At 36.3% G+C, this 24540-nt stretch carries 27 protein-coding genes and 1 pseudogene; 13 read left to right on the plus strand and 15 right to left on the minus strand.

Annotated elements, in window-relative coordinates; translation table 11 throughout:
* The first annotated feature begins 42 nt into the window (after positions 1–42).
* The gene (locus R2Q78_RS03230) at positions 43–342 is read left to right on the plus strand and encodes a GIY-YIG nuclease family protein (protein ID WP_316788822.1); all 300 of its coding nucleotides are present in this window, start codon (positions 43–45) and stop codon (positions 340–342) included.
* Positions 343–446: 104 nt separating this feature from the next.
* The gene (locus tag R2Q78_RS03235) at positions 447–704 is read left to right on the plus strand and encodes a hypothetical protein (RefSeq protein ID WP_316788824.1); all 258 of its coding nucleotides are present in this window, start codon (positions 447–449) and stop codon (positions 702–704) included.
* A gap of 18 nt (positions 705–722) precedes the next feature.
* Here R2Q78_RS03235 and R2Q78_RS03240 read toward each other — a convergent pair whose 3' ends face one another.
* A complete protein-coding gene (locus R2Q78_RS03240; RefSeq protein WP_316788825.1) occupies positions 723–1079 on the minus strand; it encodes a response regulator in 357 nt (118 codons plus the stop codon).
* A gap of 600 nt (positions 1080–1679) precedes the next feature.
* On the opposite strand from R2Q78_RS03240, the gene R2Q78_RS03245 reads away from it, so the two are divergent.
* A complete protein-coding gene (locus R2Q78_RS03245; RefSeq protein WP_316788827.1) occupies positions 1680–5156 on the plus strand; it encodes a gliding motility-associated C-terminal domain-containing protein in 3477 nt (1158 codons plus the stop codon).
* Between the two features lie 54 nt (positions 5157–5210).
* Here the strand turns inward: R2Q78_RS03245 and R2Q78_RS21885 are convergent.
* The 3 genes and pseudogenes from R2Q78_RS21885 to R2Q78_RS03255 form a co-directional block, all read right to left on the minus strand.
* Positions 5211–5327 (minus strand): annotated as a pseudogene (locus R2Q78_RS21885) (sigma factor-like helix-turn-helix DNA-binding protein); the annotation flags it as partial.
* A gap of 55 nt (positions 5328–5382) precedes the next feature.
* Entirely contained in the window at positions 5383–5601 is a 219-nt protein-coding gene (locus R2Q78_RS03250; protein ID WP_316788828.1) for a hypothetical protein, read from the minus strand.
* A gap of 115 nt (positions 5602–5716) precedes the next feature.
* Positions 5717–6256, minus strand: coding sequence for a hypothetical protein (locus R2Q78_RS03255; protein WP_316788830.1), 540 nt, complete (start codon positions 6254–6256; stop codon positions 5717–5719).
* Between the two features lie 389 nt (positions 6257–6645).
* On the opposite strand from R2Q78_RS03255, the gene R2Q78_RS03260 reads away from it, so the two are divergent.
* Positions 6646–6831: a hypothetical protein gene (locus R2Q78_RS03260; protein WP_316788831.1), complete on the plus strand. Its 186-nt coding sequence runs from the start codon at positions 6646–6648 to the stop codon at positions 6829–6831.
* Here R2Q78_RS03260 and R2Q78_RS03265 read toward each other — a convergent pair.
* Positions 6791–7246: a hypothetical protein gene (locus R2Q78_RS03265; protein ID WP_316788832.1), complete on the minus strand. Its 456-nt coding sequence runs from the start codon at positions 7244–7246 to the stop codon at positions 6791–6793. The genes R2Q78_RS03260 and R2Q78_RS03265 overlap by 41 nt on opposite strands.
* Before the next feature lie 454 nt (positions 7247–7700).
* On the opposite strand from R2Q78_RS03265, the gene R2Q78_RS03270 reads away from it, so the two are divergent.
* The 6 genes from R2Q78_RS03270 to R2Q78_RS03295 all read left to right on the plus strand — a co-directional run bounded on the left by R2Q78_RS03270 (position 7701) and on the right by R2Q78_RS03295 (position 11154).
* Positions 7701–7859, plus strand: a complete 159-nt coding sequence (locus R2Q78_RS03270) for a hypothetical protein (RefSeq protein WP_316788834.1) — start codon at positions 7701–7703, stop codon at positions 7857–7859.
* A gap of 247 nt (positions 7860–8106) precedes the next feature.
* Positions 8107–8736, plus strand: coding sequence for a DUF6266 family protein (locus R2Q78_RS03275; protein ID WP_316788836.1), 630 nt, complete (start codon positions 8107–8109; stop codon positions 8734–8736).
* A gap of 44 nt (positions 8737–8780) precedes the next feature.
* Entirely contained in the window at positions 8781–9311 is a 531-nt protein-coding gene (locus R2Q78_RS03280) for a hypothetical protein (RefSeq protein WP_316788838.1), read from the plus strand.
* A gap of 66 nt (positions 9312–9377) precedes the next feature.
* Positions 9378–9968, plus strand: coding sequence for a hypothetical protein (locus tag R2Q78_RS03285; RefSeq protein ID WP_316788840.1), 591 nt, complete (start codon positions 9378–9380; stop codon positions 9966–9968).
* 34 nt (positions 9969–10002) lie between these two features.
* Positions 10003–10533, plus strand: a complete 531-nt coding sequence (locus R2Q78_RS03290) for a hypothetical protein (protein WP_316788841.1) — start codon at positions 10003–10005, stop codon at positions 10531–10533.
* 9 nt (positions 10534–10542) lie between these two features.
* Positions 10543–11154 carry a hypothetical protein gene (locus R2Q78_RS03295; RefSeq protein ID WP_316788843.1) on the plus strand — a complete coding sequence of 204 codons (612 nt, stop codon included), beginning with the start codon at positions 10543–10545 and terminating at the stop codon, positions 11152–11154.
* A gap of 206 nt (positions 11155–11360) precedes the next feature.
* On the opposite strand, the gene R2Q78_RS03300 is transcribed toward R2Q78_RS03295, so the two are convergent.
* The 4 genes from R2Q78_RS03300 to R2Q78_RS03315 form a co-directional block, all read right to left on the minus strand.
* Positions 11361–12011: a hypothetical protein gene (locus tag R2Q78_RS03300; RefSeq protein ID WP_316788845.1), complete on the minus strand. Its 651-nt coding sequence runs from the start codon at positions 12009–12011 to the stop codon at positions 11361–11363.
* Between the two features lie 55 nt (positions 12012–12066).
* A complete protein-coding gene (locus R2Q78_RS03305) occupies positions 12067–12282 on the minus strand; it encodes an RNA 2'-phosphotransferase (RefSeq protein ID WP_316789992.1) in 216 nt (71 codons plus the stop codon).
* Between the two features lie 145 nt (positions 12283–12427).
* A complete protein-coding gene (locus tag R2Q78_RS03310) occupies positions 12428–12907 on the minus strand; it encodes a hypothetical protein (protein ID WP_316788847.1) in 480 nt (159 codons plus the stop codon).
* A 77-nt stretch (positions 12908–12984) separates the two neighbouring features.
* Positions 12985–13434, minus strand: a complete 450-nt coding sequence (locus R2Q78_RS03315) for a hypothetical protein (RefSeq protein WP_316788849.1) — start codon at positions 13432–13434, stop codon at positions 12985–12987.
* Between the two features lie 183 nt (positions 13435–13617).
* On the opposite strand from R2Q78_RS03315, the gene R2Q78_RS03320 reads away from it, so the two are divergent.
* Positions 13618–13860 carry a helix-turn-helix transcriptional regulator gene (locus tag R2Q78_RS03320; RefSeq protein WP_316788852.1) on the plus strand — a complete coding sequence of 81 codons (243 nt, stop codon included), beginning with the start codon at positions 13618–13620 and terminating at the stop codon, positions 13858–13860.
* 96 nt (positions 13861–13956) lie between these two features.
* Here the strand turns inward: R2Q78_RS03320 and R2Q78_RS03325 are convergent, their stop codons facing one another.
* Together R2Q78_RS03325 and R2Q78_RS03330 are read right to left on the minus strand one after the other, a co-directional pair.
* A complete protein-coding gene (locus R2Q78_RS03325; protein WP_316788854.1) occupies positions 13957–15207 on the minus strand; it encodes a radical SAM protein in 1251 nt (416 codons plus the stop codon).
* Positions 15207–16280, minus strand: coding sequence for a hypothetical protein (locus tag R2Q78_RS03330; RefSeq protein WP_316788856.1), 1074 nt, complete (start codon positions 16278–16280; stop codon positions 15207–15209). Before R2Q78_RS03330 ends, R2Q78_RS03325 begins: the two co-directional genes overlap by 1 nt.
* A 212-nt stretch (positions 16281–16492) precedes the next feature.
* Between R2Q78_RS03330 and R2Q78_RS03335 the strand changes: the two genes are divergently transcribed.
* Both R2Q78_RS03335 and R2Q78_RS03340 read left to right on the plus strand, forming a co-directional pair.
* Positions 16493–17746, plus strand: coding sequence for a restriction endonuclease (locus tag R2Q78_RS03335; protein ID WP_316788858.1), 1254 nt, complete (start codon positions 16493–16495; stop codon positions 17744–17746).
* Between the two features lie 51 nt (positions 17747–17797).
* Positions 17798–18490: a hypothetical protein gene (locus R2Q78_RS03340; protein ID WP_316788861.1), complete on the plus strand. Its 693-nt coding sequence runs from the start codon at positions 17798–17800 to the stop codon at positions 18488–18490.
* A 1-nt stretch (position 18491) separates the two neighbouring features.
* Here R2Q78_RS03340 and R2Q78_RS03345 read toward each other — a convergent pair whose 3' ends face one another.
* From R2Q78_RS03345 to dcm, 4 genes are read right to left on the minus strand one after another with little or no spacing between them, the layout of a single operon-like run.
* Positions 18492–19475, minus strand: a complete 984-nt coding sequence (locus tag R2Q78_RS03345; protein WP_316788862.1) for a PD-(D/E)XK motif protein — start codon at positions 19473–19475, stop codon at positions 18492–18494.
* Between the two features lie 2 nt (positions 19476–19477).
* On the minus strand, positions 19478–21679 hold the full coding sequence (locus R2Q78_RS03350) for a Z1 domain-containing protein (RefSeq protein ID WP_316788864.1): 2202 nt from the start codon (positions 21677–21679) through the stop codon (positions 19478–19480).
* Between the two features lie 4 nt (positions 21680–21683).
* Positions 21684–23219: an ATP-binding protein gene (locus tag R2Q78_RS03355; RefSeq protein WP_316788866.1), complete on the minus strand. Its 1536-nt coding sequence runs from the start codon at positions 23217–23219 to the stop codon at positions 21684–21686.
* 1 nt (position 23220) lies between these two features.
* The gene (dcm, locus tag R2Q78_RS03360; protein ID WP_316788868.1) at positions 23221–24519 is read right to left on the minus strand and encodes a DNA (cytosine-5-)-methyltransferase; all 1299 of its coding nucleotides are present in this window, start codon (positions 24517–24519) and stop codon (positions 23221–23223) included.
* Between the last annotated feature and the right edge of the window lie 21 nt (positions 24520–24540).

The raw sequence follows: 24540 nt of genomic DNA on the forward strand, positions 1-24540 counted from the left end.
ACCCTGGAATATCAAAATATTCAAGAGTAAATTATATACATCATGGATAGAGGAGGTTGCATATACATAATGACAAATCATTTAAGAACAACATTTTACATAGGCGTTACCTCCGATCTACAAGCGAGAATACAGGAACATCAAGTAGGTAAAAATCCTAAATCATTTACTAACAGATATAAATTACATCATTGTATCTACTATGAAATGCATCCATCAATTGAAGAAGCAATTGCAAGGGAAAAAGAAATAAAAAAATGGCGCAGAGGCAAGAAAGTTGATTTGATAAATACTTTAAACCCTAAATGGGATGACTTATCAGCAGAGATACAACGATGGTAGTAAAGCTTTTAACGCTGCAGGGGACAAAGATCTCTCCTCGTGCCTCGTTCGAGATGACGGAATAAAAAACAAATAATTATTAATAAACACATATAAAATACAATATGAATAAAATGACTAATGAGGAACGTGAGTTGTATGAATCAGATTTGAAAGCCAAATCTGATTGGAATGGCGGTATGGACTGGGCTAAGAAGCAGGCAGCACAACAAGGTTTAGAACAAGGTCTGGAACAAGGTCTGGAACAAGGCAAACTTCAGGAAAAAATTGAAATTGCTAAAAACTTAAAAAAAGAAGGTTTATCAATCGAACTCATTGCAAAAACTACAAGCCTTTCAATCGAAGAAATTCAAGAACTATAAATAATATTTTTAATACAGTTAAGCGTTTTTCTTAACCACTTCTATCATGTGGTCGATATCAAATGGTTTTTCAATATAGTCATCAGCTTTACATGCTTTGGCCTTTTCAGATAAGTCGGGTGATGTAGAGGTCAGCACGGCCGATACGTCCTGCGTTTCAGGATCAGATTTTAATTCTTTAATAACCGCAGATCCTTTCTTTTTTCCCTTGATGTGATCATCTACAATAACCACATCGGGCTCAATCTCATTAATTTTTTCGATAGGATCAATCGTCAGAGACCCAGTAACATCAAAACCTTCTTCCTTCAAAACCTCATCCATAATATTCAGGATATCTTCATCATCCTGAATAAGAACAACTTTTTTCTTCATCTTGACCAATTTTATTATGAGTAAATGTATGAAGAATAACCAGTATATCCGTTCAATTTAACCCTATTGTTTTTAGGGCATTCTTGCTTTACATCCGAAGCAATTGTATTTCCGACATTTTCTTTACTCATATAAAACTTTAAGAAATTAAATCTGCCACCTACCTAATACTTGTATTATAAAAAACATTTACTTGTAAAGGAATAGATTCTAATAAGTATTTTTAGTGCGAACTATATGGCTAGATTTAAGTTTAATAAGCAACTCGATTAAATGGACTTTAGCCTTACGCTGAGCCCGAAGGGCTCAGTTCCTCGAAGCTCGGAAGTACTCATAGTTTTCTAGTAAAGAGTTCCTTACGAAAAATGAAATTTAATGAGTTTTTGCAGTGCCTTTTCCAACTCTTCACCGCGGAGGTCTCTCGCTACGATCATATACAATTTCTACATCGTACCAATATGCCAGTCTGTTCAGTTCCATTTTCAAAATATACTATCTCAATAGCCTTATTTATATGGTTGTACTTTGAAAACAACTTTACCCTACATCAGAATAAAAAAATCTTTATTTTAGCTGATCTATTACCTCAGCGCTCTTGAATTGAAAATACGGCTATTTCTATTACTCATTTTACTTTGTCAAAGCCTCGTCGCTTTTTCAGAGACCTTCATTGTAACCAGTAACGCCGACAGCGGCACCGGAACACTCAGGGAAGCTATCGATAAAGCAAACGCAAACGGAACTTCAGAAGTTGACTACATTCATTTCAATTTGCCTGGAAGCCTTGCTTCGGATCACGTCATAAAAGTTCTATCAGATTTTCCGGAAATTACTTCAAGTGTAGTGATTGACGCATCCACACAAGCAGGCCAGGAGGCTTCCGCCAATCATGCAAAGGTAATTATCGATGGCACTGACCGGGTATATTCACCTCAGCGTGCACAACTTTTCAGGGTCAATGGGGTAGACAGGTTCGAACTGTATGGCATCGTCATCAGAAATTTTTTATACAATTTTGGCATCAGCACTTCAAGTATCACGGCAATTGAATTTTCAGGAATCAATGGAAATGTAATTTTTGGGGCTCCCGGAAAAGGGAATGTATTTTATAATGTTTATGGCATCTATGTGAAATCTGACCACGACGACCCCAAACATCAGATCCAAAGTCTCACTTTAAAGGCCAATTACTTTGGAGTTAAAGAGAACGGCATCGATATCCCCCCATTAACAGGTAACGGTCTAAATATAACCAGGGTTTATACGCTTACAATTGGCGGCGTCACTGCCGAAGAAGGCAACGTGATTAACGGGGGTACGTCATTTTACCTTGCACAGCCAGGAGAAATGGTTACCCGAAATGTAGCTATACTGATCAGAAATAACGTCTTTGGCGCAAACATAAACGGGGACAGACCAGGAATAACAGCTATTGGCCATCCTGGCCATATATTTTCCGCTGATGCCAACCTAAATCATACGGCAACAGTAAATGTTGAGGTTACCGACAATGTATATGGCGCAATCTTAAGTTTTCAAGGGCTCGACAATTGCAATATTGGGGTAAGTCGTAATTTCTTTGGCACTTCACGCAACCAGAGTACAAAACTACCTATGATGGCTCAGGCCATGAACTTTTATCATTGTAATGGAAAGATTTTGGTAGGAGGCACATCAACAGCGGAGGGAAATGTCATCACCAACACCAGTGCAGCGCCCATTTATCCGAAAGACCAGTTTGGAATTACCGCTGAATATACGTCGGCAGTGGAGTTAAGTCACAATACTTTATACTGCAACCCGGGAATACCTTTTCTATATACCTACACCGGTCCTTTTAACAAGCCTCTGGACGTCTTTTTAAAGGAAAAAACAGCGACTTATGTGGCTGGCACCACTAAGGCCGGTGCGAGGGTAGAACTGTATTACACAGATCCTGAATGTACCAATTGTCAGCCAAAGCGTTATTTTGCTACAGTAACCGCTGATGGATCTGGCAACTGGAGGTATGATGGGGTAGTCGAGACCGGAGTGTCTGTAATGGCCTCGGCAACATTAAATCAGGTCACTTCCGAATTTTCTGATCCCCGAATTTACATGTTCCAATCCGGACAGTCAGCATTGACTGTAACCCATCAAACCTGCGACAATACTAAAGGAAAAATTGAAGGCGCATTTACCGTCAATGCCGATAAGGTAGAATGGGTAAACGAAACCGGCGATGTAGTAGGAAATACCCTTGACATCGACCTTTTTTCTGGCAAGTATAAGCTTAGAGCTAATCAATTCGGGTGCATCGTAGAATCAGAGTGGATTGTTATTGAAAATCAAATACCTCAACTGGCTTTCGGTGCTACCCAGCAACTGATCCACCCATCATGTGGTAATGGAGGATCCATTCTGAATCTCTTTCCAAACTACTATTCAGAACTGGAATGGCTAGACGAAAACGGCATTGTAAAAGGTGTAGACAGGGAGTTAATCAATGTCCCCGCGGGGACTTATACACTCAGGCTAACTGGTTCAACTGGATGCGTTAAGAATTTCGGCCCTTATACACTACTCCATCAAACCGGCCCGGCAATCAATCAGTCCCTTGCAAATGTCCAGGGCAGCGCCTGTAATACCTCAACTGGCTACATCAAAAATATCGAAGTTACAGGAACCGGAATTATTACTTATAAATGGAAAAATGCAGCTGGTGATGACGTAGGTAATGCGCTGGAACTCCTAAATGTCCCTACCGGTGTTTACACCCTTGAGGTAAAAGATGAGAGTGCTTGTCCAGCCTTGTTTTCCGCTCCCATAGCCGTCTCCGAAATCAACGGCATCAGCATTGACGCTTCAACCGTAACATTCACCAAATCTACCTGCAACACCAGCAATGGCAGCATCACCGGAATCACTACAACCGGCGCAACGGGCTATAAATGGCTTGATGCCGGCGGTACAACCGTAGCCACTACACTCAGTCTTACCGGTATGCCCCCGGGCAAATACCGTCTTGTCGCCTCCAACAGCACCTGTGATAAAACCAGCGAAGAATTTACCATCGAAATGGCTCAGTCTGCTTTAAATTACGGCACCACAAAAATCCTGACTAATGCGACCTGCGGATTGGCCAATGGAAAAATTGAAGCGATATTCTCCCACAATCAACCCTCATCTTGTTTTTGGAAAAATGCCGGCGGACAAATCATAGGACATTCAAGAATATTGGAAAATCAACCTCCTGGGGCTTATGACCTGTATTTTGTCAACGATCTGGGTTGTACAAAGTTTGCCCAGCAGTACAGCATATCAAACACCCAGCCCGCTAACATAAACCCCGGCTCAGCAATGGTTACCAATGATCAATGCGGCTTTGGAAAGGGCCAGATTACTGCTCCCTTGCTTAGCGGCGGCCAGCGGCCTTACTTCTATGAGTGGAAAGATAAGGATGGCCGCATTATTGGTTCATCACCGGTACTAAGCGAGCTAAAAGCCGGAGATTACCGATTGACTGTAGGTGATGCCCTGGAATGTGGAAGGCAAACTTTCACTTACACCGTGCTGGATCAAAGTGCCAGCCTGCCAACACCGGTGGTAAATGACATCAAGGTATGCTCAGCAGGAAAGGCCGTGGTACAGGTGATGGCTGCAGACAAAGGTTCATATACCATTTACGATGACAGTGGCAAGCTAATCGAAACAAGCAACACGGGTACTTTTAAACTGGATGTAGCGCAAACCCAGACTTACACTGTGGTGATGCAGCAGGGAAATTGTCAAAGTGCTCCGGCAACAGTAAAAGTTACGATTGAAAATGACGGAATTGGCAAACTGGCCAATGCCTTTTCGCCAAATTCAGATGGGCAAAACGACGAATGGTTAATCCCGGGGATTATCAATTACCCCACCGCAACGGTTTCAATCTATAACCGCTATGGAGTTAAAGTTTTTGACGCTGTGGGTTATAAAACCCCATTCAACGGCAGATCCGGTGGCGCCGACCTCCCGATTGGTACTTACTACTACATCATAGATTTGAAAAGAGGCTGTGGCTTGCAGAAAGGCAGCCTGACAATCATCCGCTAGCGCATCAAAACTTAATGTATTTTTAAGATTGTCTCTTACAACTTTCAAAGCCCTGGTAAGATTTGCCTCTACTCCTTTTTCAGATATATTCATTTTCTCCGCTATTTCCGTATTGCTGAGTCCGTCCCCCCTGCTGTATAAATTAACTTTTCTAAGTCGGCCGTCATCCAATAAAAAAGGCTGGTCATTTACATAACCAGCCTATATATACTTATTCAATTATTCTTTATAACTGCTCAACTTCTTCTACAGAAAGCTTCGTAGTCTTAGCAATAAATTCAATAGCCAAACCCTCTTTCTTTAGTTCACGAGCTATTTCTCTTTGTTCTTCTAATTTCCCTTCAACTTTTCCCTCTAACTTTCCTTCAACTTTTCCTTCGTGCTTTGCACGGTCCAGTAACAATTCTTCGATTCCCATAGTGGTGCTCTTTCCTTTAATTTTCATGTCAGCGAAATTCATTCAGATATTTTATAAAAACCAACTAAAAGAAAAACAAATTCGTAGTTTTTCTTGCTAAAAGGATTAGAGGAGCTTCTCGTCATCCAGCTTACACACTATCTCACTTAAATTCTATACTTTCAATTGCGTGGTTCAGGATGTTGTTTGCTTTCTCTTTCTCACCGGCAATCAACTTATATTCAACACGATATTTAACAACTTTTTTTAACAGCTCATTATAAACATGAGCTGTTAAAAAACCTGTTTCTTTGGCTGTCATCCTAAAGATCAGAACCTCATTATTATTGATTTTTTTTGTTTCGGTAGTATAGTCTACTTTAACTGGCTCCCCATGAAATGGTCTTTTCTTAAAACTGCTATCATATGTATCCTTAATGTTTGCTAAAACATCTTTTGGCTGTGGTACTTTGGAAGTACTTATCCTTACTATAATGTCATCAATCTTATAATCCTTGCTAACTTCTACTATAGTTAGTTTTCCAGTATTGAAATCCTGAAGCTCCATTACTGATTTATCATCTTTAAATGCAATCTTGTTATCTGGCATTTTTAAACTCACGTTGGGGCTTACCGAGATATGTTGCTGCGCTACTGCAGAACTGCAAAAGATAACTGCTACAACCATTAATTTCATTTTCATCTTACAATAGTATCTAATTTTTATCGCTTCAGTATTCTAATTATTGCAAGGCTTTCAATGGAAGGTAGCCAAACCCTCTTTTTAGTTCAAAGGGATTAGAGCATCCTGTCCGTCATCTCGAACGAATGTGAGAGATCTTTTGTCCACAGTTCAAGAGATCTCTCCTTAACAGTCGAGATGACAAGAACGCCATTCAAAATTCCGCTCAAAAAAACAACATACTAAACTGTTTATTAATTATTTGAATAAAATAAATTTGTTTCAAAAAAAGTGGTTTTTATAAATAAACGTAATGAGATTTACCAGGATTATTTATTTAAAAAAACCATTAAAATTATGATACTAAAACTCTCTGTACGCTGCATAGAATTTACCTATAACAAATAATCATGAGAAGCAAAATTGCAAAGCAGATTTTAGATGAAACTCCTGAAGAAACCAGGATTTTTGTACGCCAGTACACTGATATTGTTGTCAGGATAAATCAATTGCTGGAGAAAAAGGGATATACTCAAAAAGACGATGACCCGCAGCTCAAGATTTGCCTTCAGATAAAAAATCGTACTTTCTTATGAGGTCTTTTGTATGAGTTACGAGTTTCTCAAGTCGATCTTGCCTTTCTTTTGTCCATTCGTTACCATTCAACAACTTAAAGCAGTTACTAAAGGTTTTAGACATAGATTTTTTGATGTCGACGGCTCCTTTTTCTTTATTCCTATTAAAAATTGTCAATAGCAGACTATTATATTCGATCTGAAGGTCGTTTCTCGCAGAATCCCGTACCGAACTAGTGGCAGCAGAAAATTTACCAGGGTAGATCTTCATGTTATCGAGAAACGAATCGAGATACTTGGCCTTATCTCTATTTAATGACAGATTTATCGTTTCGACCGTCTTTTGAAGGCTTTTCGTGTCTGTGCTTTGCGCAAAAGTTGTCATCGAACTCATTGCGATTAAAAAGGCGATGACAAAGAATTTTGAATTTTTCATAGTTTATGTTTAGCTGGCAGATGAATTTACATCTACAATAATAATAGTCTGTTACCTTAAAAACTTATAAAATATTGACTATAACTAATGTTATCTTGATACCAACTCTTCATTGCAATCTTACTTAAATTCAATACTTTCAATTGCGTTGTTCAGATGTTGGTTGCTTTCTCTTTCTTACCGGCAATTGATTTCAAAGATTTACTCAGTAGCTTTCCGCTGTGCTAAAGTCAGGATGATGTGGTGCTATTCAATATTCTAAAAACACAAATAAGAAACTGAAATATTATTAGTTATTTTGATATTTTAAATTCATATTAATTAATATTTATTTTATTATAATAAACTATGTTACTATATTTGGTTTCGATAACCAAAGCTGTTAGATAAAATAATACATGTCGGGAGTTATTTGTGATAAATTACCTATTTTTGAAATATAAAGTTAGAAATCATGGCATTAGCTATTAAATCAATTCCTGTTCTTCAAGCAAAAGTAGCAACGAAGTTTGTAAGAAATGCTAGTGCAAATTCCTCAAAAAAAGGTTCGGTAGATTTTTCAGCACAAGTAGAACAAGCATCAAAGATTTTAGATAAAGCAAAATTAAAATAATTGCTTAAACTTTGTTTTTAGATAATTGTACTTTTAGAGTATTCGACCAGGAAAAATCTTAAAATCTCGCCCTTAATCTTGTATAGCCTATTCGGAACGAAAACCCTTTTATTTTGTCAAGCATTTGACAGGGAATTGTCTCGGTGTTGACAGGGAGTTGGTTCGGTTAATTACCGAATCAAATGCTTATAAAAACTTTATCAATTGCTTCTTTGTTAAGATGCCAGTCTAATTAAAAAAGCAAAATATGGGAAGCATGAACAATGGGCCTTTTGGGCCAATAAAAGGTAAAGTAGGAAATTTAGTAAGTTATACCTTAAGGGGGAAGAACGTAGTACGTATAGCGGGCAAAACCAGCAAGCCTCCTACCCTTGCCCAGCTCATCAACCGCCAGAAAATGGCCGTTACAAACGCTTTCCTTAAACCCATTATTCCATTCATAAACCTGGGCTTTCTCTTTGCTATTGAGGGAACAGCAAAGCATCAGCACAATGAAGCGCTTTCTTACAACAGGCTCCATGCCTTGCAGGGCGAATACCCAAATATAGAAATGGATTACAGCAAAGCACTGGTCAGTAAAGGTTCGCTGCAATCCGCAATAAATCCGGCAGTTTCGCTCCTGGCAAATGGCGTTGAGTTTACCTGGGAAGTTGCGCAGGATATGGAATGGGGTATCAAAAACGACCGAACCATGCTCCTGGCTTATTTTCCGGAACAGCAGCAGGCGATTTACATCTTCAGCGGAGCACAAAGAAAAGAAGGCCGGGATTTTCTGGAACTTCCTGCCAATCTGCTTGATCAACCAATGCATACCTACATCTCGTTTATGGCCGATGACAAAACGAGCGTGAGTGATAGTATGTGGAGATCAATTTAAAAACAAATTGTTATTTTCGCTTCGTCATACAATTAACGCATCTGGTGAAAATACGATACAACAAGCGCAATAATGCGGCTAACAAAAACAGAAACCGTTATTGGTTGATTGCTTCAATAATCGTCATTATTGCATGTAGCTATTTCGGCATTTTCCATTCTCACCGCTACTTCGGATTTGATCTCAATCTATGGGTGGTTTTAGCCGGCGGATTAGCCCTATATGTGCCTTATTATATATGGTTGGAAAATAACAGCAAATGGGACAAGTTAAGAACTCTGCTATATTACCTATTTATCGGCGGCCCTATCATTTACCCAGTTATTATTTTACATAGGTATTATGTAGAAAAACAACTCTCAGACCATGGCGTAACCACTTCTGGAATAGTTACTGAATTGTATATAAAAAGAGGGAAAAGTAGTCGGACTCCTTATGCCATATTCACATATGAGCTAAACGGCAAAGTATGGACACAGGAAGTAATAAATAAAGACTATTCTTTATTATCTGGTGATACGTTACAATTATTGTGTTCAGAGGAAGATCCTGAGATATTTGAAGTGATTAAATAAATATTACCTTATCTTACAGCTATGGATTTCAGTCAAGTCAATTCTTAAGAGTGATATTAGTTATAAATGCTAGAAATAGAAATCAAGTCAAGCTTATTTGATAGAGACAGGAAACTGATAATTAACTCCGAACTCATAACTTACGATGATTCTGACTGGAAGGATATTCCAAATACAACTTTTAATAGAGGCGAAGTTGCAGCATATAGATTTGGTGTTGAACCGTTACAAGGTTATGCTTTTACTATCGGCCGTAGGTACAATATTGACATTAAAGGAGTCGACAACAGGGTGATAAAGATCAGATTTAAATCTCTATACGGAATAAGAGATAAAATCCTCCGGAAGAACTTTACAACTATATTAAAAGCATTAAGTAGCCACCATGAAGACATATACGACAGGTATATTGAAACCTTTCGGAAGACATCGTCAGTAGAGATATTGGGTACACAGTTCGGGTCTAATAGCGTAAAGCTTGGTAGCGAAGAGGTATCTCATGATGATGTCGAATTTGCAGAGTACAATAGCTACTTCGCGCTATATTCTAAAAGCAATCCCAAAATTTACAAATCTTACAGCTATTTAAAAGATTGGAATGCGGTTGTTGTATACTACATTGCTAAGCAAATCTTGTATGGCTCGAAAACTATATAGTTCAATAAAAAGACAGGGATATTAAAACTCATCTATGCTAAAATTACCTTTACTTACAGCCTTGATTTTGTTGACTGCCAACACCAGCTTTGCTCAGGCTTTTGACATTCATGTGCTTACAAGACTATTTGATACTGACATTCAAAAAATCGGACAAACAATAGATCAGAATAAGTGGGTCAATGAACATAGCACCACGCAAAACAACAATTCTGTTAAAATGACTCAGTGGCGTTTTATAGGCGCACCTTTAGGAAAGCCTCAAAGAACTACGATCAAGATAGCCGATGCCGGCAAAAGAGCGCCAAAAACGTTACTGTTCGTCAGCAGAGAACCGAAAACTATATTAGAGATCAATCAAACAATTAAAGCGCTGAAGCTATCCGTAAAAAAGACCGACTATGTGTCCGGAAAATCATATAAAACCTATTACTATGGAAAATATCTGCTCACTCTAGCTACTATTGATGATTCAACAATAATCTCCATGAGCTCACTAAAGGAATACCTTGAAGAAATCAATTCCAGGAAAAGCAAAAACCCCGATGTAGTAACGGGTAATTGATTTAAATCTATGTCACTACATCAAAATTTCGACAAAGCATCAAAATTCCTTATTCCTGATCACCATAATACTCCCGGCTCCTTTTCTCCTTCTATTAAATATGAAATGATGGAAAAAATTACAATAAAAAATAAAGCTAACTGGGTGTTGACTTTGATAATACCAATCGGGTTATTGATATTATTGTTCCTTATTGTTGTCCTGTTACCTCTAGTTTCAGTTGAAAGTTTAACTATACTCTCTATATTGAATTACCTGTATAATGCAGCTATACCAATTGGATTCTTTATTTTCCTGTTATACGTATGGCTATGGAACACATTTGGTAAGACTGTTTTTGAAATCTCATCAAATGGACTGAAAATAACAACTAAAAACAAGCTGTTCAGTAGTCCGAGAATTTTTCTAAAAGATGAAATACAGAAAATTGGTATTTTAGATTTAGGTATTGAAAGGACCAAATATTATGTTAGATTAAATTATCTGTTTTCCAATGCCAACCAATCCGTGACAATCACGACGAATCAATCGGTAATAAGAATTGTAGATTGGTTGACCCTAGAAGAAGCAGAAAATATCACAAAGAAACTAGAATTAAACCTTCAAATACGAAAGCTCTAATTCCTGATGTAATAAAAACCTATTATTAACACTCTTTATCCCTGATCACCATAAAATACTCCCAGCTCCTCTTCTCCTTCTATTAATTTTGAAATGATTGAAAAAATTACAATAAAAAATAAAGCTAACTGGGTCTTGACTTTGATAATACCAATCGGGTTATTGATATTATTATTATTCCTTATTGTTGTTTAATAGCCAGTTACTTAATTTTGATTGAACATGTAATCCGTTTTCAATTCGATTGACCTAAGCGTATTATCTTCAAAATGATAGTTATGATTAATGCCATCCAACGCGGATATAATTTTGATGTGATTATACCCTTTTAAAGAAAAAGGATGCGAAAAAAATTCTTTAATAAAGTCTTCTTTCTGCATACCTATTTTAACGCCATTTTTAAATGTAAATTCCGTATCATTAATCTTTGCAGATACGATCTCCATTCTTTCTGTATCGGGCTGATAAATTAATTTTACAAAGCTATTTTTCTGCTTCACTCGGTACAGGAGCATAGCGTCGTTATTAAGGGAAGCTTTCTCTTCAATGACGGTAAATTGGGGATACGCTTTTCTAAATGAAGCTATGGTTGCATGTTTTCCATAGGGATAATAAAAAAACCAACCGGTAGTTACAAAACTTAATGTGTCCCTATGAAATTCTACCTGTTGTATATCCATATTCAAATTTTTATTGCCCCAGCCGGGCAGAGAGTCAACTAGTAACTTTCTGTTTTCTGCCAATATCTCGTCGGTCACCAGACTCTTCAAGTTAGATTTATCCTTCTTTTCTACTTCAGCAATACATCCGAACATTAGTAGTGCAAATGCCGAGACTTTAAGTGATACATTTTTCATAATGAAAGCATTAAACTACAATTAAACAAATATATAATAGCTAGTTAACTGTCTCCTAGTCGTCCAACCTAATAAACTCGACCGGAACGTGATCCGTCAACCATACTTTGTTCTCAGATAAGTAAAACATATAACCCGCCGCCTGCATCTGACCAGCTAGAACAGTCAATATTACTGGTTTACCATGTCTTCCCCCTACCTGAGTAGCAGTATGAATATCCTTACTGAGGTGTACATGTTGCCGTTGCCGTTTTTCAAGACCTGTGTTTATGACGGCGGACCAGACTTAGAAACTTGCTTATCGAATTTATCCGTTTAGTGTCCATCTTAAAAGACAAAGTAGCGATAAAAATATTTCATCGAACAAATATAAATAAACTGTCAATAAGACTTCGAGTACAGAACGATTAAGGGCTTTAATATTCCTTATCCCTGATTACCATAAAATACTCCTTATCCCTCTTTTCCATTTTTACAATGTACTCTGGAAACTCGTCATTCAAACTCCTTTGCATCAGCACATAAAAATCATCCTGATGATTGTAAGGCACTACCAATTTATAGCAGTATATCCGCTTCAGCTTTTCAGGCTGACGCACATCAATGACGATCCGCTCCTGATCATTGGCTTTTTCTGAAGTATCATGAGGCCGCTCTAACCGTAGCGCCAAGGCAAATAGCTGAGTGATTGTGTAATTGCGCACTGTAAGCACCCTACCCTTCATAAACTGATCTTCACTAATGCGGTAGCCGGTCTTATAACCCGATTTAAAACCGGAAAAGGCATAGACATAGGTACGGGTAGTTTCAGGCTTAGGACAAGTCTTTTTGTTCTGTCCGTAGCAAAAATTCAGGCAAAGCGCGGCCATTACGACCGATTGAATCGTTTTTTTCATGATGATATGTTTAGTTTGTTAGCTTTTTTTGATATATCGACTTATTGTCATCCCGAGTGCAGCGAGGGATCTCATGTTCACGTAGGCTTTCCAGCAATCAACCTGTACAGATTAAACTCTTCTGTCCAATACTCCTCTCCCGTATTTTTGCCATATGCCTTGTAGTGTGCTATTCCATTTTTTGTGATGAATAATTGGTGTGCATCCAATTTATTAACCTGTCTGGCAAGTGAATATTCTTCTTCTGGCTCCAGCCTAATGAAAATATAATCCTCATGACGCCGGAGGATCTTATCGAATAGGTTACTAAGCTTAGCTCCTGTAAAATAATCCAATTGCGCGTCCCAATAGATATGAGCATAAAAACTCCCGTCTGATTTAAACTGACTAATGTCCGCTAAACGCTCAGCCATTAGCGCTTTCCAATCCTCTGAGGTATGTATGATCGCAAATGTGATCTCATCCCATACACTGGTAGTGTTGGCTTTTATTAGAATATGCGGTGTTGGTACCTTAGATCTTTTCATATGGTTTGGGCATAGCAATGCCATTACGCTTGGTTTATTCGTTTTTTAATAGTGATGGAAATGGATTTTGGAATGTTTAGTTTAGCTATTCATGGTGATGTATGTTTTGTTAAGCGAATATAACGATAATGTCACACATGTATAACATTTTGACTAATATTTTTTAAGTCTTTTACGGCTTCTATGACTGAGCCTAATAATATATCCCCGATTGAACAATATGTCATCGACTATGTAATTAAGCTTAGGAACAAGCATAATCTAAATCAAGAGGATATAGCTACCATCTTAGATGTTAAGCGAACGTTTATCACCAATGTCGAGGGTGCTAAAAATCGAGCTAAATACAATTTGACACATGTAAATAAGTTAGCCGATCATTTCGGCTTATCTCCTAAAGAGTTTTTGCCGGAAAAATCTTTGTAGCTATCAGTAATACATTTAGTACCCAGTCCAACGGAAACGGGTTAAATTTATGTTTAAGTGATAAGGTCTTTAAGCTGAAAGTCTATTCCTGTTTCCTCATATATTATTATTGAGTCCGAGGGTTTTAGCAAGTCCAAATGCTGAATCAGTTATTATATAAATTTTCATACCGTTTTCATCCCTTCTATCGGTATCTGAAATTCCTTGAAAGGCAAGAGGGCCAATGGTTCTATTTGAATTATTCCATTTATCGGCCATGAAACGACAAACATCATTTATACCTTCAATTCTAGTTTTGGAATTTAAGAAATGTTTTATAGAACCGGAAGGCGCCCACTCCGATTCAAGATGAGCGAATTTCAATTCAGTTTCACCAAGGCGTATTGCATTTCTAATTGCTTGCGGAAAAGTATAACGGTAATAGTTACCAAATCCCTCTATCTCAGCAGTACCAGAACAACACGAATCGCTTGCGTCATATGGTAAAAGATCAGTATCAGCGGAAGAATATGAAATCTTATTCTCCCTTGCAACTTTTATGAGTTCAGTATGCCAATGTAAAGCATAATTCTCATTTATCAAAAATTCAAGACCACAAGTCCTTCTTTGAGAATAATATTCCGAAAGATCCCTTCCAACAGCCTTTCCAATAGTTGCCATTTGATTTTTGCTATCAATAAATGGTATTTTCAGAAACTCTACCGACACATGTCTAACGCCGGCAGCAGCAAGAACTTTAATGTTATCCTTTGCCCTATCTAGATCCCCAGGAATCATTGGTTGCAGGCGGGCTGAAACCCAGGATAATTTCGATAGGCTTTTAATTAGTTCAATGCGACGTGATGGCCTTGGAGTATTGAATTCTAGAAGACTTGAGACATTATCATCTAAAGAACTAAAAGACAACTGAATAGCAAAACACCCTAAAGATATCATTTCCAAATACCGATCATCAAATAATAAATCTCCTTTGGTAGAAATTACTGTTGGGTATTTGTACTTTGAGAGTATTGAAAGAGTTGTAAGAGATTTCCTTCCTATAGCTTCATAATGCATGAATGGATCACTCATGCCGCCAAAATGCAATGGCACACGTCTTCCAAGCATCTGTAGCAGGACTGTATCTTTAGCTAAATTGTCCTCAACCGAACGATAAAGAAGTTTATCTAAAGCCTTAGTATCAATAACTTTCATACCTGCTGGTGGATGATTTCCACCTCTATTTTTTGCGAAACAATAACTACATCTAAAAGAACATTTAGAATAAGTATCCAACCTCAATGGTAAGCTACAATGAGGAATCTGAGAACTTAAACTTAGAGCGTAGCGATATTTTTGTTGACTCATTATTTTGAATCCTGATTAATTGCCGGCTGATTTATTTTGCCTTTGTCATGGTTTAGGTAATTCTTCTTTTCTAGAGAAATCTTCGTCAATGAATCTTTAGTTCGATTTGCTTGTATTACCGAATCAGCAGGTGGGATTTTCATTTGTGCTGAAGAATTCAGCCACTGACTTTCCGGAGTTTGCCGTGGAGATCTTAAAGAATCAGTTTTCGAGGGATTATAGTTCAATTCAATTTTAGTTTTACTTTCATCTACAGCGAAATCTAGATTCGCTATCGGCCAAAAAATAAATGACAACAAAATACAAATAAATGTAATAACAAATGTGATACGGGTTCCCCTACTCATTATACTGGTCAATTGCGCATCAAATTTATTTTTATATGCGTTATGGATTAACAACATATACGTGTGTCTCAAATTTTGAATATATAGTTCCCTGGAAGTAGCATTTATAAACTGATCAAAATAAAATGCAGCCCCAGCAACATATTTTTCTACACCATTTTCCTGATCTTTTAATTTATCCACCTCCTTAAATGGATTGGATGTAAAAGGTATTTCTCCTACTCCAGGAATACCATGGTAGAAATACATCCAACTATTACCTAGAACCTTTACTTTCGGAGAATTTAGTTTGAGAAAATGATAGCGTTTTGAATTAGTTTGCCAGTAATATTTGTCTATAACAAGAAATGCTGTCGCTAAAATTGAAAGAAGTCCAAGGCAAACCGAAAGGCTCAATAATGAAACAACGGTAATAGGTGAAAAATCGATTAATTTTATAAGTAATCCAAAACCTGTAAGGCCAATTGCACTCATCTGCAAGGCGGCTTTATAGTAATCTCCTCTCCGTTGATCTAATACCTTCGTAAGGTCTAAGTAATGTTTTATCAGACCTTCAAGTAATTTGGATTTCCTCTCTAAACTCGTCCCCTCAGGCTCCGACTCAGGTATTTTCTCAAGAGATTCCTGAATTCTTGTGAGCTCAACATTCACTCTGTTAATAAATTCTGTTGAAGGTCGCTGCTCTCCATTCCACCAATCAATATTTGAAAAATCTAACTTTTCCATTTGCTACCAAATTTGAAATCTAAATTACCGAAAAAATCCTACTATATAGGCTTTACATAAAAGTTCGGATAAATAATTTCCAAAACGATATCGTTAAAAATTTATTGGACCATGAAATCGAATCTCAATGAGTTCACAATTATGATATATGAAAAGAAAATCAAATTCTTACATGATTTATCAGTATTTTGGGAATAAACATTAAATATTTAATGAAAATTAAACTTAACCAAATCTTTTCTAACAATGCTGATGAGGAATTTACGCAATGGAATTATTTAACAGCTGGTACGTTAGGTGTTCCCCTTAATACTGCAAAAGGAATTGAATTTTTCAAAAAAGCATTAGATAGAACTCCCTTGATTGTTTTTCATACCAATCATTACAAAGAGGATCAAGAACAGACACCTTGGCGAGATCTAATTTTTCAGTCCGCGGGCCGTGTGATATATAATGGAGATAATAAAAGTTCAAATTTCGCTGCACATGAAGCAAGAGGTAACAGAAAAGTTCTAGAATTAATAAATCTTTATTCCTCAAAGAGCAAAATTGACAGGCTAAAGGCCCCACCTATTATTATAACAAAAACTGTCAAACTAAAAGGAAGAACTGGATATCGTCAATTTATTGGCGTCGGATTAATTAACCAAAGCCCAAAATTAGTACAGCAGTATGAGAAAAAAACAAACCAAGTCTTTTCAAATTATCAGTTTGAAGTAACATTGATTTCTTTAACGCCTGAAGAGGAATTCGACTGGAAATGGATCGATGATCGGAGAAATAGTACGCTTGATGATATTAGCTCTCTAAAACACGCACCAACTAATTGGAAATTATGGGTAGAAAAAGGGAATGAAATCATTAGCCAAATAAGATTAAATATAAAATCGTATAGAATTATCGATGAGCAGGAGCAAAAAAATATGCCGATCCAAAACAAAAAAATTATCAATGATCTTTTAAACGTGTATTATCCAGACCCATCCAAGGATGGAATACGATTTGAAGCTCTTGCATCATTCATTACAGAACTTTACTTTGAGAATTCTACTTACTCCAGGGGATGGATAACCGCGGGATCTAGTGACAGAGGAGTTGATTTTGTTGGTAGGCTTGACATTGGACATGATGCATTTTCAAGCAATTCATTAATCGTGCTTGGTCAATCAAAACGATATAAAAGTCCCATATCAGGAGAAAGATTAACGAGGGTTGCTTCAAGAATGACTAGAGGATACATTGGTGTAGTTGTGACATTGGACACTTTCACAAGAAAAGCACAGGAAGAAATAAAAGATGACCAATTACCTATTATCCTCATAAATGGAAAAAAAGCATCTGAGTTGCTTCTAAATTACATAAATCGAACGGGAAAGACGTTACAAGAAATAGTAGAAATAGAAGACGAATGGTCCAAAACAAATATTAGAACTACACATTACAGCTCGATTATTGATGAAATATAGTTGATTTAAATAAATCAAAATTATTGTATTATATTGCAATATTTTAATCAAATGACAGATCTCTCAAGAAAAAATCTTAAATCCATTTTTATTTCATCACTTAAATGTGAATTCGAATATAAACAAACCGACCTAAATCCTTTTACAATCAAAATAACTGGAATTGACTATTTCATTTTTTTGAAATATCTGACACCTGCATATTTCAAAGATTCTCCAGATGTAAGTAGAATACAACTTCCCTCAAGTAACCATTATGATGCTATAATGAATTCAGACACTCCTTTTATAGTACTGGGTTATGATCCAAAGCACGACGTCTTTGTAAATTGGGAACCAGGTGAAATTAAGGAAAGACTTAATGCGAGAAAAAATGTTTCGTTGTACTCTAGAACTTCAATTCAATCAAAAACAGATGATTCAAAGTTTGCATTTGGTATGTTGAAAAGTGGCGGAAAATTTATTGCATTTAAACCAAACTTGCTTTCTACTTTTTTCAAGCATCACGATTTATTATATTCAGATCAAAAACATTTAAATAATTTAGATGAGATTTTATCGAGTCCTAAACTTGATAAATTGGAGGATCCTCGGATTTTAGCAGATATAATTCCATTATTAAAAGAAAACAGAATTCTGGAAGCAGTCAATTCGTGCAGCGAATTTTATAGCAAAAAAGGCTACGAGCTAAGTTTCAGTGAATGGTTTGAATTAGTAAAGAAAACCTACGATAATCTCCACTAAATTAAATTTTCATTAGGCAATTGATCAACTTGGAATCCAATGAACCTATACTGAATTCATCCAGTCCAGTTAGATCACAACTAAACTTCACATTTGTTACTGAGCGTGGTATATCAATCGATTTAATACGTGGGATAGACTGATAATCGTAATGCGCTAAGTTATCTACAGCAAATTGGTAGTCATAAAAGACCTCAGAAGCACTATAAAAATCTACTCCCAAAGTTGAAGCAACCATCTCTCTAAATCTCAAGATGTCTTCATTATTTAAAAGTCTTCTTTCTATACTTCTAGTCAGTTCAAAAACGCTCTTCCCATAGCCAGTTCTTTTCACCAGTACGGAAGAAATAACCAAATTTGAGTTAACATTCGGATTTAGCTGATCTAGAGAGAAATTATGAACTCTTCTTTCCCCAGAAGTACTTTTTATCTCTATTTTATCGACTCCGTCATTAAAGTCATATTTGTCATTTGATTTATAATGCCAAGAGTTCACTAGGTAGATTGGATTTTTCGACAACTCGATTATTAATAATTCAGCCCATAGCCCTTGAATCGTATTAGTTGCGGGTAATGAAAATTTATTAAAAAGCCTAGCCAATCTTTCCAGTTCACTACCCAACTCCTTGGATTTAACAGTCAATGGTAAATTAGTAATCAAAAGAAATATAGCATCTAAAAAATAATCTAAAACTTGTAACATATCACTTTTCAAAGAAATAATTGTGTAAACTCCAGTTATTTTTTCTTTACTATCTATCAATAATTGACAATTTCTTCCAGATTGAATATCTATCATTTCTAATCGATAGTCCATACAAGATTCATCAACCTTATCACAGAGAATAAAAAACGACGGCAAACCAAATTCAGATATTCCCAACTTGTGCTGCTGAAATTTCGGAATATCTGTCACCAAATAAGCTTCGGACTGAGTAGAGTTTTCGGCAATAAGTTTTTCAAATTCTTTACTTAGGATTGCCATATTTATATTTTTGCAATACCAACAAACGAATGAGATAATTCTTCAGGATAATAAACTCCCAATGTATAGACAACTTTATTTCCCCATTTCATTGAGTCATGTTTTAGCCTAATTTTATGAATCTGAATGCATAAAAAATCTTTAAATAAAATTTCTCTATCACCAACGTACGTTTGTGAACCACTCGTCGATCGTCCTGAAAAAATATTACTGATTTTATATGATGAGTTCTCCTGTATTAAAGCCCTCTCCCGTCCTTTATCAACTGCGTAAGCCATTTCAAATATATAACCATACTTTACCTCCCTATTATCCTTAAGGTATCTTAAGTACTGAATAGTGGAAGATTTTCTTAACGCATCTGGCATATTGGCAATTTTGAAGTCTCTTAGGAACTCTATTATGCTATCAATCTCTAATTTTATGTATCTGTGGTTTCGATCATTCGTGCCATAATCCTTGAAGTTTGTAAAGTGATGCTCACTCAAAAATCTGGTCATAAAGTAAGTATTTTCCTCAATGTGTTGAAGTGCATTAAACTGTCTCCACCCGCTCATTTTATTTTTCACTAAATCAACTGATAAAATATTATTCCGAGTTGGATTCATAATGCTACTGAGTATTAGCAATTGTTCACATTCTTCTAGACTCTTAGTTTTTAGCTCTGCTCTCAGAATCTCTTCATGTTCAACATATTCTACATATTCATTAATCGCAGTTCCAGGGAGAAAAACTCTACAGGAAGCAAGATATTGCTGCTTATAACCAAAGAATCGACATCGTTGCTGAATGGTATCCGCATTAGATTTACTTATAGTATTTCGCGGCATATAAGATACAGCTAAACCTTCTACAGTGTAACCACGATTTAACATCTCAGCTCCTACTAATATATGCGCTGAAGCATTACTCCAATCGATTTCCGATGTTTTCTTTTGTTTCCCGGTAGAGCTTTTGCTAATTACTAATTCGATATTATAGTCCAATGTGACTTGAACAACACTATTAATTACTTCATCAAAAGATGGAGGATTTTCAATCAATTTAGTCGCTTCAGGATATAGATTCATAAACTCCGCTACTAGTTCCTGTCTGCTGGGGTCATTTGTTTTCAACTTATTCAATCTTTCTTGCCAATTGTCTAACAAGTCTTTCACCCATTTATGAAAAATACGACTTGCATCCTGTTCCCGATCTGCATGGATCAACATTGATAGAAAGTTTTCCTTTCCTTGTATGTTGACTACAACAGCTACTCCCATCAGAAATAACTGCAAGGCATCAATCAAACTTTGAGGACAATCGGTTAACTTGTTGTTTTTGTGATGATAAACTTCTTGATCGGGAATTTTAAGTATTAAATCAGTATTCTCTTTAAAAAAAATCTTTCCTCCAGTGTAACCATCCCCAGGTGTTAATACTACGTGAAATTTAGGCGAAAGTAAGTCTAATATATTTATTAAAAGCGGAGCTTGAGGAGTGGCAGTATATTGTAAATAAGAATGATTTGGTATCGCGTCTTTTAATTGTAATATGCTGGAATAAGTAGAACTGTATTCATCGTCTTCCCAGTCTTCCGATTTACTATTTTTTCTTGCATAAGTGTTCAAACTTGCTTGGTCAGCTTCGTCGTCAATAATCATAACCCCGCTGTTTCCCAGTGCTTCCTTTACATCATAGGTATTGAAAATATCTGTTAGCTCTTTAATGTGTTTGTAGTGCTTCAGAACCGTTATTAAAATAGCTGGTTTATGCTGCAAACCTAACGCGCCCTTAATTTTCAGATGAACATTCTCATCTAATGTAGGACTTTGATAAACTTTAAAGCTCCTCGCGTTTTCAGAATCAGTTAACAAATCCTTTTTCAACCGTTTTGTAGTTTGCTCTAAAAGGTTATTCTTTATACCAGCAAAATAAATAATAATCCTAAAGCCATTATCTATTGCCAAGGCGGTAAGAGTTGTGAAGGACATTGTCTTGCCACTTTGCACGTATCCTATAACTATACCACTCGTACTTTTAGCATTTGCAATATCGTTTGTGGGGTTATTACAATTTGATAAGATCTTGATTGTTTCTCTAACTAAATTCTGTCTCTCATTAGTATTAAGTTTCGTAAAGCGGTCTAGCAAACTGGTGGTGTGGAAGCCCTGAACTATTTTAAAGCTATTAGCAACTATGGGTAGTATTTCTATTTTTTTCATAATACTATAAGTGTCTAAGAAAAGTATTGAAATTCATTCTAACATTACCTGCATTCTTTGTGCCTTGGGAAGGTGCATATATCTCAGCGATAACTAAGGATCTAATAATTAAAATAATCGGCTTAAAATCCTCCTCCTCATTGAATTGATGTTCAAATCTAGAAAACAATGGATGACTAAGATTTATTTTGTAGGACGCTGTCTTTTGAAACATATTATTATCTTCAACCTCCATTTCATACAGGTAAGAAATTTCAGGCTCATTTATAAGTTCCATCTTCAATAGATATTTTACGCCTTTTATTTCGTAGGAATCTTTATGAATATCCAGGATATTAGCTTTCTGAGAAAGTTGAATGTTCTGCTCATTTATAGAATGGTTCTCAATTTCCTGTATTGAGATATCGATTTTATGACTTAATGACTCGGCCCTTTCCTCTTTTCCTAGCGATGCCACTAATTGTTTAGCAACCTCAACTTTTTCCTCCAATTGTTTAGGCTTTCTGTACTCATCAGCTTGCTTCAAAAGATTAAATTCGCGACCTGATAATTCGATTTTCAGAGATTCCATTAACGCTTCCATATCACCCTGCTCTTGGAAAGAGCCTTTGTTGAAACTAACTTCAAAACCTTCCAACTCGAGTTCTCCAAATAAACGTTTATACCTGAATGAACCTACTTGTCCAAAAAGAATTTTTGGTGTATATTTCTCATCATGGCTACCTTCTATAACTCTGCCTCTTCTGAATAAAGACAACCCGTTATACTTTGAAGTCGAAAGCTCTCTAAGCAACCCAACAAAACCAGCTACTCTATATTTTCCAAGTCGAAAATCTATTTCCTTTTTCCAAGTGATGTCAGTGCCATTTGGTTCAGTATAAATTGGCGCAATAAGAATTTCAGGATCATCATATTCTAAAATTTCATCATTAACTATCAAAATCAATTGACCACTTCGAATAAACTTCCTGTAAATACTGGACAAATGACTTCTCAATTTTGTCATTTGATGAATTGTCGGCGCGTTTGAAGATAATTCTTTTAGGGTAATCTCGGTAAAATGCAAATTGGCCTCTTTATTCGTTGTAAGGACATCTAAAATTTCCTTCTCTTCATCTAAAACCTTATTTAAGTCAAAAACCACCGTTCTTTCAACAACCTCACCGATAGCTGCCGTTCTTAAAATCCAAATATTGGATAGCCAAATAGATGCAGTTTTCATTCCCATACCGAATTCATGCAATCCAGTATTATCTATGGGAATATTTGCAGGCTCGAATGCTCTGATAAAGTCATGGGAATTAATTCCCGCAGCATTATCGCTTATTACCATTTCATCCTTCTCCCAATCAACTGTAATTCTAATCTCAAATTGATAATTCTGATCTATTTTATAAAACTTCTCTTTGTTATTTTCATAACTTTGTACAGCATTATCAACATACTCTCCAACCGCATACCAAACCTTATTTTGTAAGTTCCTAAAGACCCCATAGGTTCCCGGCCTAAATTTTATTGAAACAGACTGAATATTATCCATATTACTGAATTAAATTTCTAGCAATTTTCGAAACGACACATACATTTACAGCATTTCCCAGTGCCTTAAATGCTTTAGTCATAGTAACTGGAAGTTCTTTAAGATCGTCCATACATTGAATTCTTGCAGCTTCTTTTTTAGTCATATATCTCTCTAGCCAAGGAAAAATTGGTATTTGAGTACTGGTTAGAACTAATGCCGGTGAATAGGTAGGCAATTTTACCCGGATTCCAGAGGGTCTAAATTGAACTATTTTATCATTTATCGTCAAAGTAACTTTTGTTCCGCAATTCCATTCGAACTTCTGATGGCTATTTTCAAACTGCTGTATCTTAAGAATCCATATGTCTAACCAAGCTTTATGTTTTTCATAAAAAGCCCGATTTTGCCGAATATATGTCTTTTTCCAATCAGGAAAGTCAGACTTATTATCCTTAGGCTCCGATTGAGAGTATATAGGCAGGCATTCTAATAAATCATCCATCGAATGACCCTCGATGTCACAACCAAACTTTCCTTTATATTTTTTTAGGGTCTCAAATTCTTGTTTTATAGGTGCTATACCTTCATAAGGATATGTAGCACCAAATTCCATCGCCCAAATTGGAAAGCTTGGTGCTTCCTCGGGTGTCAAATTGTCCAAAAACTTTTGCCACACACCTAAGTGATTGAGTGTATTTGGCCTCAATGACATATATTCAGTTGCTCCCTCCTCTATTATATCTAAAATACTTATTTTTTCATGAATTTCCTTTTCAGGAAACTGAAAATAAGACAATCCTCCTTCAGATTTCAATTTACAAACTATATATATCCTAGACCTATGTTGCGCAACGCCAAATTGATGAGGGGAAATTACCTGCTCTCTTACATCATAAAGCTTCGAAAGACTTTCGTAAATTATTTTCCAAGTATTGCCATTATCATGACCTCTTAAATTTGCGACGTTTTCAAGGAAAATATAAGTTGGTTTATGAAAGTTAACAATTTCCATGATTTTATAAAAAAGATTTCCGTTAGTAGGATCTGACAATCCCATTTGAGCCCCAGCTTTAGAAAATGGCTGACATGGAAAACCTGCACATAGTACATCATGCTTAGGAATTTGGCTGACCTTTACAAGATTTATATCTCCTGAAATATCAGTATCATGATTGTTTTTATAAAGAGCTCTCAGGTCTTCATTTAATTCACTTGCAAAGACACATTTGTGCCCTAAACCAGCCAAGGCCAAATGAAATCCTCCTAAGCCTGCGAAAAGATCAATAAACGTTAACTGTTTGTTTTTTATTTGAAGCATTATTTTTAAGTCGATTATTAA

It is taken from the genome of Pedobacter frigoris, assembly GCF_032678645.1.
Classification (GTDB): Bacteria; Bacteroidota; Bacteroidia; order Sphingobacteriales; family Sphingobacteriaceae; genus Pedobacter; species Pedobacter frigoris_A.

Bases quoted from the DNA above. Each gene is read 5' to 3' on its own strand.
- R2Q78_RS03230 (WP_316788822.1), top strand. From the start codon at position 43: ATGGATAGAGGAGGTTGCATATACATAATGACAAATCATTTAAGAACA.
- R2Q78_RS03235 (WP_316788824.1), top strand. From the start codon at position 447: ATGAATAAAATGACTAATGAGGAACGTGAGTTGTATGAATCAGATTTG.
- R2Q78_RS03240 (WP_316788825.1), bottom strand. From the start codon at position 1,079: ATGAAGAAAAAAGTTGTTCTTATTCAGGATGATGAAGATATCCTGAAT.
- R2Q78_RS03250 (WP_316788828.1), bottom strand. From the start codon at position 5,601: ATGAAAATTAAAGGAAAGAGCACCACTATGGGAATCGAAGAATTGTTA.
- R2Q78_RS03255 (WP_316788830.1), bottom strand. From the start codon at position 6,256: ATGAAAATGAAATTAATGGTTGTAGCAGTTATCTTTTGCAGTTCTGCA.
- R2Q78_RS03260 (WP_316788831.1), top strand. From the start codon at position 6,646: ATGAGAAGCAAAATTGCAAAGCAGATTTTAGATGAAACTCCTGAAGAA.
- R2Q78_RS03265 (WP_316788832.1), bottom strand. From the start codon at position 7,246: ATGAAAAATTCAAAATTCTTTGTCATCGCCTTTTTAATCGCAATGAGT.
- R2Q78_RS03270 (WP_316788834.1), top strand. From the start codon at position 7,701: ATGGCATTAGCTATTAAATCAATTCCTGTTCTTCAAGCAAAAGTAGCA.
- R2Q78_RS03275 (WP_316788836.1), top strand. From the start codon at position 8,107: ATGGGAAGCATGAACAATGGGCCTTTTGGGCCAATAAAAGGTAAAGTA.
- R2Q78_RS03285 (WP_316788840.1), top strand. From the start codon at position 9,378: ATGCTAGAAATAGAAATCAAGTCAAGCTTATTTGATAGAGACAGGAAA.
- R2Q78_RS03290 (WP_316788841.1), top strand. From the start codon at position 10,003: ATGCTAAAATTACCTTTACTTACAGCCTTGATTTTGTTGACTGCCAAC.
- R2Q78_RS03295 (WP_316788843.1), top strand. From the start codon at position 10,543: ATGTCACTACATCAAAATTTCGACAAAGCATCAAAATTCCTTATTCCT.
- R2Q78_RS03300 (WP_316788845.1), bottom strand. From the start codon at position 12,011: ATGAAAAATGTATCACTTAAAGTCTCGGCATTTGCACTACTAATGTTC.
- R2Q78_RS03310 (WP_316788847.1), bottom strand. From the start codon at position 12,907: ATGAAAAAAACGATTCAATCGGTCGTAATGGCCGCGCTTTGCCTGAAT.
- R2Q78_RS03315 (WP_316788849.1), bottom strand. From the start codon at position 13,434: ATGAAAAGATCTAAGGTACCAACACCGCATATTCTAATAAAAGCCAAC.
- R2Q78_RS03320 (WP_316788852.1), top strand. From the start codon at position 13,618: ATGACTGAGCCTAATAATATATCCCCGATTGAACAATATGTCATCGAC.
- R2Q78_RS03325 (WP_316788854.1), bottom strand. From the start codon at position 15,207: ATGAGTCAACAAAAATATCGCTACGCTCTAAGTTTAAGTTCTCAGATT.
- R2Q78_RS03330 (WP_316788856.1), bottom strand. From the start codon at position 16,280: ATGGAAAAGTTAGATTTTTCAAATATTGATTGGTGGAATGGAGAGCAG.
- R2Q78_RS03335 (WP_316788858.1), top strand. From the start codon at position 16,493: ATGAAAATTAAACTTAACCAAATCTTTTCTAACAATGCTGATGAGGAA.
- R2Q78_RS03340 (WP_316788861.1), top strand. From the start codon at position 17,798: ATGACAGATCTCTCAAGAAAAAATCTTAAATCCATTTTTATTTCATCA.
- R2Q78_RS03345 (WP_316788862.1), bottom strand. From the start codon at position 19,475: ATGGCAATCCTAAGTAAAGAATTTGAAAAACTTATTGCCGAAAACTCT.
- R2Q78_RS03350 (WP_316788864.1), bottom strand. From the start codon at position 21,679: ATGAAAAAAATAGAAATACTACCCATAGTTGCTAATAGCTTTAAAATA.
- R2Q78_RS03355 (WP_316788866.1), bottom strand. From the start codon at position 23,219: ATGGATAATATTCAGTCTGTTTCAATAAAATTTAGGCCGGGAACCTAT.
- dcm (WP_316788868.1), bottom strand. From the start codon at position 24,519: ATGCTTCAAATAAAAAACAAACAGTTAACGTTTATTGATCTTTTCGCA.